The sequence below is a fragment of the Muriicola sp. SD30 genome (assembly GCF_041205185.1).
Classification (GTDB): domain Bacteria; phylum Bacteroidota; class Bacteroidia; order Flavobacteriales; family Flavobacteriaceae; genus Muriicola.
Genome location: NZ_JBGEWB010000001.1, coordinates 848221 through 862637, shown reverse-complemented (window position 1 = coordinate 862637; position 14417 = coordinate 848221). Strand labels below are relative to the sequence as shown.

The window sequence follows — 14417 nt, the reverse complement described above, 5'->3', positions numbered from 1 at the left end:
TTTGGGTGGAATTTACAAAAAATCACTTACCCATTATATGCAGTGTCGTAAAATCTTTGGTCACATGCAGGGTATTACCACCATTCATTTTTACGTCTTTCAGGGATATGGTCTCGTTATCGAGTTTAATCGACTTAATTTTAAAGGGGAGTCCCATAAGATTTAGTTTAAAGGTCTCATAGGAAGTGATATAATTCCCATCCTTAAACTGTTGTAATATAAGCTCTTTGTCTTTTCCAGTTAATTTAAAGTTACGCAGACTGTATTCCCCTTTGGTATAGTCGTATCCGTCCTGTGCATCCTCATAGACCATTGAATTTTCAGTACCATTGATATAATACACATCGAGTTGGAGTTCTTCTATAGTCAACTCTCCAACATATTGTTGAACCGGGTATTTTGGAATGATAGCCCCTTCTTTGATAAAGATCGGGATCTTGTCAATATCGGCATCCACCCATTTTTCAGATCCACCTTCAAGGGTTTCGTTTGTCCAGTAATTGAACCATCTACCTCTTGGGATATACATCCGCCGCCCTTTGGCATTGGGTTCCTGAACAGGGCATACCAGTATTTGGTCTCCGAATATGAATTCGTCTGTACGGAAATGTGTCTGGTGATCTTCCTGATCGTGGTAGACCAATGGTTTTATCATTGGAACACTATCCTTATAATACTTATAAAAGCTAGTGTAGAGATAGGGCAATAACTGGTATCGGAGTTCGATAAATTTCCTGACGATATCGGTGACTTCTTTGTCAAAAGACCAGGGTTCCTGATCTCCGTGATCTCCGCTACTGTGAACTCTGCAGAACGGATGGAAAATCCCCAGCTGAATCCAGCGTGCGAATAGCTCCCCGTTGGGTTGTTCGGCAAATCCACCGATATCGGTACCTACAAATGACATTCCACTCATACACATCCGTTGCACCTGTACGTTAGCGATCCAGAGGTGTTCCCAGGTGGCTACATTATCTCCTGTCCAGGTAGATGCAAATCTCTGGGTACCGGAATAGGCAGCCCTGGTAATTACAAATGGGCGCTTGGGATAAACGTATTTCTTAACACCTTCATAGGTGGCCCTTACCATTTGCATCCCGTAAATGTTATGCGCTTTCCTGTGACTACAGGGATGACCATCAAAGTCGTGCCGAGTATCCAAAGGTGCCGTTTTCGTAGGCACTTCCATCACAGCGGGTTCGTTCATGTCATTCCACACAGCATGGGCTCCCACTTCGGACATCAGCTCTTTATACAGGCCTGCCCACCATTCTCTTACCTTGGGATTGGTATAATCCGGAAAATTACACTGTCCGGGCCAGACCTTCCCACTCATCAGGGGTCCGTCGCCACGTTTACAGAAATAGTCGTTTTTAATAGCCTCCTGATACACCCAGTAATCCCTGTCAACCTTAATGCCCGGATCAATCATGACCACAGTTTTAAAACCGTCCTCGTTCAGTTCATTGATCATCCTTTTTGGATCGGGGAATTTTGTTTTATCCCAGGTAAAACACCTGAACCCATCCATATAATCAATATCGAGATAAATGGCATCACAGGGAATTTTCAGTTTCCGGAACTTACTGGCAATCTGCTTTACCCTGCTTTCAGGAAAGTAACTCCACTTAGACTGGTGGTATCCCAGGGCCCAAAGAGGAGGTAACTCGGGTGTCCCCGTAAGATCGGTATAAGATCTTACTACGCGTGATATATCGGGCCCGTAAAAAAAATAGTAATTCATCTCCCCTCCTTCGGCCCAAAAGCTGGTTACATTCCTTCTTTCATGAGCAAAATCGAAGTGGGTTTTAAATGTATTGTCGAAAAATATCCCGTACGCTTTGTTTTGATGAAGTCCAATGTAGAAGGGTACAGCTTTGTACAAGGGGTCCTGGTCTTTCCCAAAAGCATATTGGTCGGTAACCCAATTGTGAACTCGTTTACCCTTTAAATTAAAATGCGTGGCCTTGTCCCCCATGCCGTAGAAGCTCTCACCTGATTGGGTTATCTTACTCATTTTAACCGAATTACCCCCATAGGTATAATTCTCTTCGTAGTGAAAGCCTAGTTCATCTTCATTGATAATATTCCCTTCGAGGTCGGAGATCTGAACCCTGAGGGATTTCTTGTCCACCAGGATTTTTACTTTAGCGGTGCTGATCAGGTACTCTGTATCGGTTTCTTCTGCTTTCAGGTCTTTGTAGCCTCTGGGAGCATCCGGACTGATGGCATAGGAGAAATCGGGTTCCATTACATGATCCGTGGCATAACGGAACCTGATAGTACTATTCCGTATAACCGTAACTTCCAAAATAACGCCATTATCGGTTGTAAAATAAAACTTATCGGAATCTTGATTGAAATCAACTATCTGGTCGGGGTAAAGATTCCCCTTATATTCTAACTCTGTATTAGTGATCATAGGTTGTTATCTTAACAATCGGCAAAAAAAAGACTTTCCCGGTTAATATTGAAATGATCTTATAATCATTTATAAACTACAACGATATAGCAAGGCTTATTAATGAAAAACGACCATCCCAAGGGGAGGAATTGTAATTTCGATCGACTGTTTCTGACCGTGCCAGGGTTTTTTAGAGGTTTTTCTGATGGTATTTTTAGATCCGCTTCCACCATATTTCTTGGCATCGGTATTAAATACCTCCTTGAACTGGCCGGCTCTGGGAACTCCTATCCGGTATTTTTCCCTTGGAACCGGCGTGAAGTTACAGGCAATTACCAGATCATTTTCTTCTTTATGGCCTTTACGCATGTATGTCAGGACTGAGTTTTCATGATCTCCATAATCAATCCACTGAAAGCCTTCAGAACTGAATTGCTTTTCAAAAAGTGCCGGATTCTCTTTGTAGAAAGCATTGAGATCCTTAACGAGTTCCTGCACTCCCTTGTGGAAATCGTATTGTAATAAGTGCCAATCCAGGCTTTGCTCGAAATTCCATTCGGAAGATTGACCAAACTCTGCCCCCATGAATAAAAGGTTGGTCCCCGGATGGGTAAACATATATCCGAACAACAGTCTGAGGTTGGCAAATCGCTGCCACTCATCCCCGGGCATCTTATACAACAGGGATTGTTTTCCGTATACGACTTCGTCATGGGAAAAAGGCAGCATAAAGTTTTCCGTAAAGGCATACGTCATACTGAAAGTAAGGTCGTTCTGATGATGTCTTCTATATACCGGTTCTTTTTTAAAATACTCCAGGGAATCGTGCATCCATCCCATCATCCATTTCATCCCAAAACCAAGGCCACCTATACTTACAGGTCTCGATACCATCGAGAAAGAAGTAGATTCCTCAGCTATGGTTTGTACTCCTTCAAAGCTTTTATAGACCTCTTCATTTAACTCCCGGATAAGGGAAATTGCTTCCAGGTTTTCGTTATTCCCGTAAATATTGGGTTCCCATTCGCCTTCTTCCCGTGAATAATCCAGGTAAAGCATAGAGGCAACCGCATCAACTCTCAGACCATCTACGTGGTACTGGTCTAACCAGAACAAAGCATTGCTGATTAAGAATGCTCTGACTTCGTTTCTGCCATAATTAAAAATCAGGGATTTCCAGTCGGGGTGATACCCCCTGCGCCTGTCGGGGTGTTCATAAAGACTGGAGCCGTCAAAAAAGCCAAGGCCATGTGCATCTTCCGGAAAATGGGAAGGAACCCAGTCGAGTATAACCCCGATCCCATTCTGATGTAGGGCATCGATCAGTTTTTTCAGCCCTTCAGGTTCGCCAAATCTGGAAGTTGGTGCAAAATAGCCCGTTAGCTGGTACCCCCAGGATGGGTCATAGGGATATTCCATTACCGGCATAAATTCTACGTGGGTAAAATTCATTTCCTTTACATAGGCCACCAAGTCTTTTGACAATTCCTCATAGGTCAGAAACTCGTTCTTATCGTTCTTTTTCCAGGAGCCCAGGTGTACTTCATAGACCGAATAGGGAGCATCAAGGCTGTTTTTCTCCTTTCGTGTCTCCATCCACTTTTTATCTTTCCACTTATAAGATTTATCCCAGACAATGGAAGCCGTTTTAGGAGGGTGTTCAGAATAACGAGCGAAAGGATCAGCCTTTTCAGTCTTTATATCCTGGTTGTGAGAATGGATTTTATATTTATACTTTGTTCCAGGTTTTACCCCGGGGATAAAGCCTTCCCAAATGCCACTGGCATCCCAGCGAACATTGAGTTTATGGTCGCCTTCGAGCCAATAATTAAAATCGCCTACTACCGAAACGGATTTGGCCGTTGGAGCCCATACGGCAAAATAGGTCCCTTTTTCCCCGTTGACTTCCATGGGGTGCGAACCTAACTTATCGTATAGTCGGTAATGTTTACCGGATTTGAACAAGTTAATATCAAATTCTGAAAATACGCTGTGGGGGGTAACCTTGCCCATGTTTATCTTGTTTGTTGTTAGTTAGTTTTGTTTAAAATACTCATGATTCCCTGTAGTGGAATCACTGCCCATATCGGTCTTGAGTTCATTTCATATCCCAGTTCATATACTGCTTTTTCAAGCATACAGTATTTCAGGATAAAAATTCGTTCCTGGCTGTAGCCGATATTGATATTGTGCTGTTGGATAAGTTCTACATAGGTTTCCATAAAAACCCCTACAAAATAACGGTATAGTATCTCTCCAGCTTTAAAAAGCTCCTGTCTTGAATAGGGATAACTTTCTTCATTGTTAAATATGGTAGCGTAGACGGCGTAATGAAAAGACCGAAACATCCCTGCCACATCCTTGAGCGGAGGTTGTTTTACCTTTCTGTCTCTGATGGTGCTTTCCGGTTCACCTTCAAAATCGAGTAAATAAAAATCATCCTCCTTAACAAGGACCTGTCCAAGATGGTAATCCCCGTGAACCCTGAGGCGCTCCCCTTTCAGTTTCGTCCAGTCGAAATCAACAAACCGCTTTCTTATTTCGTTTTTGCGTTCGAGAAATTCTTTTGCCAGTTCCAGGGAAAGATCTTTTAGTCGGTGTAAATTATTTTCAACTGTATTGAGTCGGTTTTGAAACTGATACAGCAGTCTGTTTTTCAGCCAGACCTCATAATCTCCCGTAAAATTTGTAGGGGTAAAAGCCGTATCCTCAAATTCTGAACCCAGGGCAATGTGCATTTCTGCTGTTCGCTTCGCGAGGGTTTGTAACTTCATAAAGACATTAAGTCCGGCCCAGTCAATGATCTCAGGTGGTACATCGTTGATTTTCAGGCGCGTAAACAAAGGAACATCCGGAAGGTGATCTACATTGATATGTTTATTCTCCAGATTACTGAACACTTTATGGAGCTCTTTCAGCATATATTCCCAGGCATCACCCTGATTGGGTATTAATTCCTGCATCAGGGCTATGGTAACACTTACGTTATCTGAGTCGATAATACTCAGACTCCCCTGATAGGGAGGCGTATTTTTGTATTCTTTGCGTTCTGAGAGGAACCGACTCATTTCATAGTCGGGATTTTTATCGGCATAAATCCTTCGAAAGAACTTGATAACCGATTTCCCGTTGATCACGATGGAGGTATTGCTCTGCTCCATCCCCATAAATTTTGAGGTTTCATAAGGCTCCCCATTGAAATTGATGCTATGGTGGTACTGTACCCGGGTGGTATCATTAGGTTCTGCCGTTATAATTCGTTCATAAACCAGCTTTCTGAAAGCTTCCAGATTTAGCGCATCTATGATAAAACCTTCCTGCCCTTTTATGCTAAGTGGCAGAATTCTGTCTTTTTCAGCAAAGGATTCGTCAGAAACAAAGGCGATCGGCAGAAAATAATGCTGGTAAAAAGCCTCTTCAAAGTTGACCTCCAACAACAGGCCGTAGTATACTTCACCTTTCTGTTGTATCCTGAAATATTCCTGTAATTCAATGTATTTGAGTTTACTGCTCTTTCCTCCGTACCAGCGTTGTTTTACCACATATTCTTCAAGTATTTCAGAGAGGAAGGCCGATATAAACTTCTTATCATCCATCAGGGATTCCCACTCTACATCAAAAACGTAGGGTGCCTGGAGAGAAGATTCCTGCTTCTTAGTGGCCATCGTTATTTTTTTATTTGAAAAACATGAAAGGGCAGACTCGGTGGTAATTCCACAAAATTCCATTCACTGTACCAAAGATAACTATTGTCTGTTACCAGATCGCGCATTTGAATGGGTTTTCCGGCTTCAACACCCAATTCCCCGAGGGGCAACTGTACCATACCTTGTTGAGCGTAGTTAGAATCGAGATTGATCACCATCAGGGTTTCATCTGTCCCCTCATCATTCCATTTGTAAAAGGCCATCAGATTATCATTATCTATCCTGCAAAATCTGATATTATTCGTTTGTTGTAAAGACGGATGGTTCTTTCGAATAAGATTGAGTTTGGTGATCAGATGAGTAATCTTGTTTTCTATACCCCAGTCCCAGAACCGCACTTCGTATTTCTCAGAATGCAGGTATTCCTCTTTCCCCGGCATGGCATCGGTGACCATATATTCGAATACCGGGCCGTAGATTCCCAGGTTCCCACATAAGGTGGCAGCCAGGGCATAGCGAATCAGGTGCATACTCTCATTGGCCCCCTGCAGGTGGTATGGGTTGATATCGGGCGTATTGGGCCAGAAATTGGGACGGTAATATTCCTTCATTTCCGACTGAGTGAGCTCGGTAACGTACTCGATAAGCTCGTCTTTGTGTACCCTCCAGGTAAAATAGGTATACGATTGGGAAAAACCCTGTTTGGCCAGTTGCTGCATCACTTTCGGCCTGGAAAAGGCCTCGGCCAGGAAGAGGACATCGGGATAGTCTTTCTTCACCTCTTCTATAAGCCAGTTCCAAAAATAATATGGTTTGGTATGTGGATTGTCAACCCGAAAAATCCTGATCCCGAAACTAATCCAATGTAAGGTGACATCCAGAAGTTCCTGCCATAGTTTTTTGTAGTCTTTCGACTCAAAATTAAAATTGACGATGTCCTGATACTTCTTTGGTGGATTCTCTGCGTACTGCATGGTCCCGTCGGGCCGTTTTCTAAACCACTCAGGGTTAGAAGTGATATAGGGGTGATCAGGGGCAGCCTGATACGCCAGGTCCATTGCTACTTCCAGATCGTATTCTGATGCCTTTTTTATAAAGTCCTTAAAATCCTTTTCTGACCCGAGTTCGGGATGGATAGATTTGTGCCCTCCTTCCTTGGATCCAATACCCCAGGGAACCCCACTGTCTCCTTCCTCTGCAGTGGTCGTATTATTCTTTCCTTTCCGATTTACCTCCCCAATGGGATGTATGGGGGGCAGATAAACCGTATCAAAGCCCATGGCTGAAATCTTAGGCAATAATCGCTGTGCATCTTTGAAGGTGCCGTGCCGGCCTTCCTCCGATGCCGTGGAGCGTGGAAAAAACTCGTACCACGTACTGAAGTTTGCCTTCTTCCGGTCTACATATACCTGTAAAACAGTGCTCGAGTTGACGAGGTTTTTCAAAGGATGCTTCACAAACATCCCGTGCAGCTTATCTGAGACCGCTTCTTTTACAGCCTGATCGTACTTATCCTTGTTCTGAAAGGCATCAACAAGACCTGAAATGTACTCTTTCTCCTTTCCATTTAATTTTTTCAATAATGCCTCCAGGTACTGAACGCCATCCAGCAATTCGCTGCTTACCAGCTGTCCGTCTTTTAACTTTGCCTCTATTCCATGTTGCCAGTTCAGGGGATTATCTACCCAGCCTTCAACCTTATATTGATAATACCCTTGTTTTTTTACTGAAAAAACTGCCTGGTGGACATCATTTCCTAAGTGATTCATCCGAAGCCGGGTAAATGACTTTTCACTTTGGTGTTTGTATGCAACCTCCGCCTGAATTACATCGTGGCCATCGCCGAGAACATCCGCATAGACAATCACTTCTTCCCCTACTACTCTTTTGATGTAATACGCACCACACTGGAGTTGTGGATTCACATTTTCGATCACCACCCTCTCTTGTTTCATTGGCATAACTGGTTTCTTTGGTTTTGGCTAAAAATAGAAAATTATACCGAAATGAATCTCCTAAAACCTATAAATTTACAGGGATTTACAATAGAAATCAGGCCTTTTTACAATTTTTGGAACGCTTTTTGAAACAGTATATCCTAACGAAGTAAAAAATTATACAATCAAGACAAACCCATTCCGTTTTTCTCAGAAAGCGGAACCTTAAAATGAAATGAATTATGAAAAAAATCGGACTTATTATCAGCACAATTATTGCGGCCCTAACAATCTCATGTGAAGGTCCGGCAGGACCTCCTGGACCTCCCGGATTTGACGGAAGAGATGGCCTTGACGGGCTAGACGGAGTGAATATTCTGGGCACAGTCTTTGAAATTGAAGGGACATTTGATGCCGCTAATGAATATACACTGTTTTACGAATTCCCAACTACCGTTGAGGTATTTGAATCTGATCTGGTTTTTGTCTACATCCTCTGGGATCAGACCGATGACGCAGAACCAGTTGACATCTGGCGACTCCTACCACAGACCAGAATCTTAAATCAGGGATTGTTGCAGTACAATTACGATCACACTTTTTTTGATGTCAGCATTTTTCTGGAGTCCGATTTTGACTTAAGCACTTTAATGCCAGGTGACACAGATAACCAGGTATTCAGAATCGCTATAGTACCGGCAGAATACGGAGAGAATTCCAAGATGGATCCTTCTAATATCGATGCTGTTATGAGACTGCTACAGGTAGAAGAGAAAGACATCCACCGCATAAAACTGGATTAAGCTAAATATTTATTAAAGATCCCCTGGAGACTACTGCAGGGGATTTTTTATGTCTATTTTTGAAAGGAAAAGAAAATTCATTCGACTTTAAAGTAAAAATTGTTATGAAAAGGATATTACTAGTTGGAATTTGCCTCCTCGCCCTGAGTTGCAAAGGAGTTTCCCAGGAAAAGGACAAAACTGAAGAAAAGGTCACTACCCAAGAAAAAAAAGAAACAGCTTTTGCCGTTTCTAAGTCGGAAGCAGAATGGAAAGCTGAACTTACTGAGATGCAATTCTACATTTTGCGAAAGGCGGGTACAGAAAATCCCGGAAGCAGTGAATGGCTCAGAAATAAAGAAAAAGGTACTTATGTCTGCGCCGGATGTCAAACCCCGGTATTCAGCAGCGAGCACAAATTCGATTCCGGAACCGGATGGCCTAGTTTTGACAGGGCGATAGAAGGGAATGTGGAATACGAAACAGATTACAAAATAGGCTATCCGCGTACTGAGGAACACTGCGCTGTTTGTGGAGGGCATCTTGGACATGTTTTTGATGATGGCCCGAGTGCGACTACCGGAAAACGCCACTGCATCAATGGGGCTGCTTTGGAATTTATTCCGGAAAACTAAACGCATCATTCTCTTTCTTAAGCTCTTATACTCCTTCCGTTGGAGTTATCACTCATCTTAGTTTTCTTGGACGGAAAGCTCCCGGTTTCTTTAATCCGTTTCCGTTTGGTTTTGTAACTTTGCCACCGCACTTAAATAGATCCAAAAGAAAAATAGATGAGCAACTTCGATGTTATTGTTTTAGGCAGCGGACCCGGCGGATATGTTACGGCTATCAGAGCGTCCCAGTTAGGATTGAAAACCGCAATCATTGAGAAAGAAAGTCTTGGAGGCGTATGCCTCAATTGGGGCTGTATCCCTACCAAAGCCCTTTTAAAGTCGGCCCAGGTATTTGAATACCTCCAGCATGCTGACGACTATGGTTTAAAGGTGGAGGGCGCCGACAAGGACTTTGATGCCGTTGTAAAACGAAGTAGAAATGTTGCCCAGGGGATGAGTAAGGGGGTACAATTCCTTATGAAGAAGAATAAGATCGAGGTGATCAATGGGTTTGGAAAAATAAAACCCGGTAAAAAAGTCGCTGTCAAGGGAGAAGATGGGAAGGAAACAGAATACAGCGCTTCACATATCATTATCGCTACCGGCGCAAGAAGCAGGGAACTACCCAGTTTACCTCAGGATGGAAAAAAGATCATCGGATACCGCAAGGCCATGACGCTTGAAGAGCAGCCTAAGAAATTGGTAGTCGTTGGAAGTGGGGCCATTGGAATAGAGTTTGCTTATTTCTACAATGCCATGGGTACTGAAGTAACTGTGGTGGAGTTTTTACCGAATATCGTGCCTGTGGAAGATGAAGAGATCTCCAAACAACTCGAACGCAGCTTTAAAAAATCCGGGGTTAAGATTATGACTTCTTCCGAAGTCACCAAGGCGGATACCTCCGGACAAGGAGTTAAAGTGACGGTAAAAACCCCTAAAGGAGAAGAAATAATCGAAGCCGATGTAGTCTTGTCAGCAGTAGGCATCAAAACGAATATTGAAAATATCGGACTTGAAGAAGTTGGCGTGGCCACAGACCGGGACAAGATCCTTGTGAACGACTACTACCAGACGAACATTCCGGGCTACTATGCTATAGGAGATGTAACAGCAGGGCCGGCCCTTGCTCACGTAGCCTCAGCAGAAGGAATCCTCTGCGTAGAAAAGATTGCCGGTATGCACGTGGAACCACTTGATTACGGGAATATTCCCGGATGTACCTATTGCATGCCAGAAGTGGCATCTGTAGGCCTTACAGAAAAACAGGCACGTGAAAAAGGACTTGATATCAAAATTGGTAAGTTTCCTTTCTCTGCCAGTGGTAAGGCACAGGCTTCCGGGAATTCAGATGGCTTTGTAAAGGTGATCTTTGATGCAAAATACGGAGAATGGCTGGGGTGCCATATGATTGGTGCCGGGGTAACCGATATGATTGCAGAGGCTGTTCTGGGAAGAAAGCTCGAAACTACCGGGCATGAGATCCTGAAAGCGGTCCACCCCCACCCTACTATGAGTGAGGCGGTCATGGAGGCTGTAGCCGATGCATACGGGGAAGTCATCCATTTGTAAAGCAGTTGTCTTATGGTCTTAATAATGCGGCTACTGGCCATCCTTGAAGGAATTTCCTATCTCTTGTTATTTGGCTTTAGCATGCCCCTTAAATATTGGGCTAACATACGAGAACCAAATATCTACATTGGATATGTACACGGGGCACTCTTTATAGTTTTTATTCTGGCAGCTTTTGTATTCTGCAGAAAACAGGGATGGGGATTAAGGCGGTATTTCAGTTTTTTCCTGGCCTCCTTGTTGCCTTATGGCACTTTCTATATGGATCAGAAATATCTGGCACCTCTTGGGAAGGATAATTAAAGTATTCTATCATTAGTATTTAAGCTGACAACTGATCCTTTATTTCCAGAAGGTGGTTTTGTTTTACCGGTTCCCTGTATTTTTGGGCATAAGGGGTATGATACCTGTGTTCCTCCAAAAATGAAATCTGTTTTTGCATCCATTCCTTTGAGGTTAGTTCTACTCCAAAATGCTTTAATTCCGTAAGCAGTAGATTACTGATACGACTGTAGTCATCCCTACCCAGGTAATCGAGGTCTGCATCACAAAGTATCCTTTCCAAATTGGTTTTGGGGGTTTGGGGCACCTCAGTAGCCCTGATAAGGCCCACTACTACTTTTCGCTGGGCGGGCGTAAAATAATATTCCTTCATCAAACGGAGTGCGATGGTTATTCCGTGTTCTTCGTGGTTTTCGTAAGAAACAGTAAATCCCAGATCATGACAAAGTGCTCCTGTTCGAAGCAACATGGCTTTTTCTCCGTATAATTTCCCCCTTCTGATATAGCCGTTACAAACCTTAAGCACGTCAAGCGTATGTTCCATGCCGTGATAACATAGGTCCTCTGAAAGTTCCGTACGGAGCATGTGGAGGGCTTTCTTCCGCAATTTCAGATATCTCGTCATGAGGGGTGACGTTTTAGCTTATATAATCTGTACAATCCAGATAACCAGGCTTAGCATGGCGAAAATAAAACTCAGGGCAAAGAATCTTAGGGAGCTCTGTACACTCCCAAATTTTTCGGCAATGATTTTACTCTCTGCATGTATCTGCTGAGCGAGCTGAGAATAGAGCTCTTCCTCGCTTCCACAAATCTCTATCAATTTTTTGGTATACTCATCGGAATTGCCATAGGCTTTAACCGCGTCCAAAAAGAAAAAGACATTATCATCGTATTTCATCTCCATCCTCGGCATAAAACACCGGAAGCAATAATAAATAGAGATCAGTACGGAGATGAACCACAAACAGGCAAAGGAGGTAAACCAGAGATTACTCTCTAAGGTCGGTTGAAAGTAATCGAGCTTCTCGGCAAATAGACCCAGAATAAGACTGTGAAAAGAAAAGATTACCCCTGCTTTAAATTCGGAGGCTCTGATCAGTTTTTCAAGACGTTCTAGCTGTTCCCAATAGTTGTTCGGATCTTGACGGCCCATCATATTTTATATGCTTGTAGCCTACAATTTAAGCATTTACTTCTTTTTCTGATTTCGCATGGCGGATTATTTTCCTGCCTTTGACAAAATACATGGCCATCATCCCCTTATTTTTAACCTCAACCTCCCCCCTGGGTTCACATTCGTAGACATTTTTGATGATCTCATAGGTGTTCTCAGAGATATTGATCCTTCCGGGATCCGACAAGGTTTCCATCCTGGAAGCGACATTTACCGCATCCCCCCAGATATCATAGGCAAATTTGTTAAGTCCGACTACCCCGGCAACCACAGTCCCTGTATTGATCCCAATACGAACATCGAAGGGTACTATATCCTCTTTTGGATTCGTTTTGATCTCTTCCATTACGGCCGCCATTTCAAAGGCCGCCTCAACCATCTTAAAAGGATGATCAGAAGTGGGGAATGGTAACCCGCCAGCACACATATAGGCATCCCCAACGGTTTTAATCTTTTCGAGGCCGTATTTATCCATGATCTCATCGAAGCGGGAGAAATAATAGTCCACACTTTTTACCAGGATCTCAGGATTCAGGTTCTGGGCATGGGAGGTAAATCCTTTAAAATCAGAAAAGAGGATAGTGACCGAATCGAATTTCTTAGCGGCCACCTTGCCGTGTTGCTTTAATTCCTGTGCGGTTTCCTCCGGTAGGATGTTGAGCAACAGCTTGTCTGAACGGTCCTTTTCTTCGGCGATGATCTTGTTGGTTTTGTTTACATACCGGTATCGCTTGTAAGACCCTACGGCAAGAACAAAGACTAAAAGAAGACCCAAAACAGTGCCGTAAATAACATATTGTTGCCGTTTGGTCTCTAGTTCAGAGATCTGCAATTCCTGTTGGGCAGAGACTAGTTCATCTTGTTTCTTATCAATTTCAAATTCGAATTGCAAGCCTCTGATTTTATCATCAGTTTCAAGATTAAAAAGAGAATCCTTTTTTCCCATTTGTAAAGTCTGGTAAGCATACGCGTTTTCGTAATCCCCCTGACGGGCATAAGCGCTAGAAAGTCCTTTATAGATCTCCTTTAGTTCGAATTGCGTTTGCATTTCATTGGCAAGGGTCTCGGCTTCTTTGTAAGATTTCAATGCTTTATCAAAAGTAAATTCTTGATAGACATTACCTAATTCCGTGAGTGCATGCACGATATGTAGCTGTTGATTATTCTCCCGTGCATTCGATAAAGCCAGATTTAAATAATCTATCGCCTGAGATCTATCTCCCATCTTATGTTCTACGATACCCAATTTTGTAAGATTTCCAGAATAATCTTGAGTACCGTAAGTTAGTTCTAAAGCTTGCTTATAGTACCCCATCGCTTTCTCATACCTCCCTTGTAGCAGGTAGACTTCACCTACGCCCATTAAATATCCAGTAGTGATTTGAGGATTATTCAATGATGGGAGATAGGGTGGAATTCGATTAAAATAATCCAATGCCTTATCATAGTCGTTCGGGTTATCTGCGTACAAGCCACCTATATTCAAGAGCACTGAGGCAATTCGCAAGGAATCCTTAATTTTTTCTGCAAAGTTTAAAGAACGCAGATAAAGATCAAGGGCTCTTGTATTACTACCTTGACTGTAATATACTGCACCAAGATTGCTAGATAAATTAGAGATGCCTTGAGCGTCATCAATTCCTTCAAAAATTTCCAAAGAGCGCGACCAATGGCTTAGAACTTTCTTATAATCTCCTTGATAATAGTAAGCCAAACCCATGTTCTTCTCTCCATACGCTTCTCCTATTTGATAATTAAGTTGCTCAGCGAGCTCAATGGATTGTTTTGAGAGTCTCATTGACTCCTCAATTTCCCCTTCCATTAGTACAGCGATACTTAACTCATTTAGATTTCTGACCTTATTCGTGTCTCGAATACCAGTCGCCACCTGATTTTTAAGGCTATCAATAGCTGATCGCTGGGCAATACTTTGACCAGACCCAAATAGTAGTAAAATGCTTAGGATCAGCATTATACTTTTATCTATCAATTGCATTAATAATTA

11 protein-coding genes are annotated in these 14417 nt (G+C 42.8%); 4 read left to right on the top strand and 7 right to left on the bottom strand.

Annotated features, from left to right (window positions below; translation table 11 throughout):
• Positions 1-22: 22 nt before the first annotated feature.
• The 4 genes from AB8P51_RS03900 to AB8P51_RS03885 all read right to left on the bottom strand — a co-directional run bounded on the left by AB8P51_RS03900 (position 23) and on the right by AB8P51_RS03885 (position 8006).
• A complete protein-coding gene (locus tag AB8P51_RS03900; protein WP_369747448.1) occupies positions 23-2422 on the bottom strand; it encodes a glycoside hydrolase family 31 protein in 2400 nt (799 codons plus the stop codon).
• Positions 2423-2521: 99 nt separating this feature from the next.
• The gene (gene glgB / locus AB8P51_RS03895; protein ID WP_369747447.1) at positions 2522-4417 is read right to left on the bottom strand and encodes a 1,4-alpha-glucan branching protein GlgB; all 1896 of its coding nucleotides are present in this window, start codon (positions 4415-4417) and stop codon (positions 2522-2524) included.
• Between the two features lie 17 nt (positions 4418-4434).
• Positions 4435-6069 carry a trehalose synthase gene (locus AB8P51_RS03890; protein WP_369747446.1) on the bottom strand — a complete coding sequence of 545 codons (1635 nt, stop codon included), beginning with the start codon at positions 6067-6069 and terminating at the stop codon, positions 4435-4437.
• 2 nt (positions 6070-6071) lie between these two features.
• A complete protein-coding gene (locus AB8P51_RS03885) occupies positions 6072-8006 on the bottom strand; it encodes an alpha-1,4-glucan--maltose-1-phosphate maltosyltransferase (RefSeq protein ID WP_369747445.1) in 1935 nt (644 codons plus the stop codon).
• A gap of 224 nt (positions 8007-8230) precedes the next feature.
• On the opposite strand from AB8P51_RS03885, the gene AB8P51_RS03880 reads away from it, so the two are divergent.
• From AB8P51_RS03880 to AB8P51_RS03865, 4 genes are all read left to right on the top strand, one after another.
• A complete protein-coding gene (locus AB8P51_RS03880) occupies positions 8231-8791 on the top strand; it encodes a collagen-like protein (RefSeq protein WP_369747444.1) in 561 nt (186 codons plus the stop codon).
• A 104-nt stretch (positions 8792-8895) separates the two neighbouring features.
• Positions 8896-9405: a peptide-methionine (R)-S-oxide reductase MsrB gene (gene msrB / locus AB8P51_RS03875; RefSeq protein WP_369747443.1), complete on the top strand. Its 510-nt coding sequence runs from the start codon at positions 8896-8898 to the stop codon at positions 9403-9405.
• Between the two features lie 156 nt (positions 9406-9561).
• On the top strand, positions 9562-10953 hold the full coding sequence (lpdA, locus tag AB8P51_RS03870; RefSeq protein ID WP_369747442.1) for a dihydrolipoyl dehydrogenase: 1392 nt from the start codon (positions 9562-9564) through the stop codon (positions 10951-10953).
• Positions 10954-10965: 12 nt separating this feature from the next.
• The gene (locus AB8P51_RS03865; RefSeq protein ID WP_369747441.1) at positions 10966-11256 is read left to right on the top strand and encodes a DUF3817 domain-containing protein; all 291 of its coding nucleotides are present in this window, start codon (positions 10966-10968) and stop codon (positions 11254-11256) included.
• Positions 11257-11275: 19 nt separating this feature from the next.
• Here AB8P51_RS03865 and AB8P51_RS03860 read toward each other — a convergent pair whose 3' ends face one another.
• From AB8P51_RS03860 to AB8P51_RS03850, 3 genes are read right to left on the bottom strand one after another with little or no spacing between them, the layout of a single operon-like run.
• On the bottom strand, positions 11276-11860 hold the full coding sequence (locus tag AB8P51_RS03860) for an HD domain-containing protein (protein ID WP_369747440.1): 585 nt from the start codon (positions 11858-11860) through the stop codon (positions 11276-11278).
• A gap of 18 nt (positions 11861-11878) precedes the next feature.
• On the bottom strand, positions 11879-12394 hold the full coding sequence (locus tag AB8P51_RS03855) for a Pycsar system effector family protein (RefSeq protein ID WP_369747439.1): 516 nt from the start codon (positions 12392-12394) through the stop codon (positions 11879-11881).
• A 25-nt stretch (positions 12395-12419) separates the two neighbouring features.
• Positions 12420-14408 carry an adenylate/guanylate cyclase domain-containing protein gene (locus tag AB8P51_RS03850; protein WP_369747438.1) on the bottom strand — a complete coding sequence of 663 codons (1989 nt, stop codon included), beginning with the start codon at positions 14406-14408 and terminating at the stop codon, positions 12420-12422.
• Positions 14409-14417 lie beyond the last annotated feature (9 nt).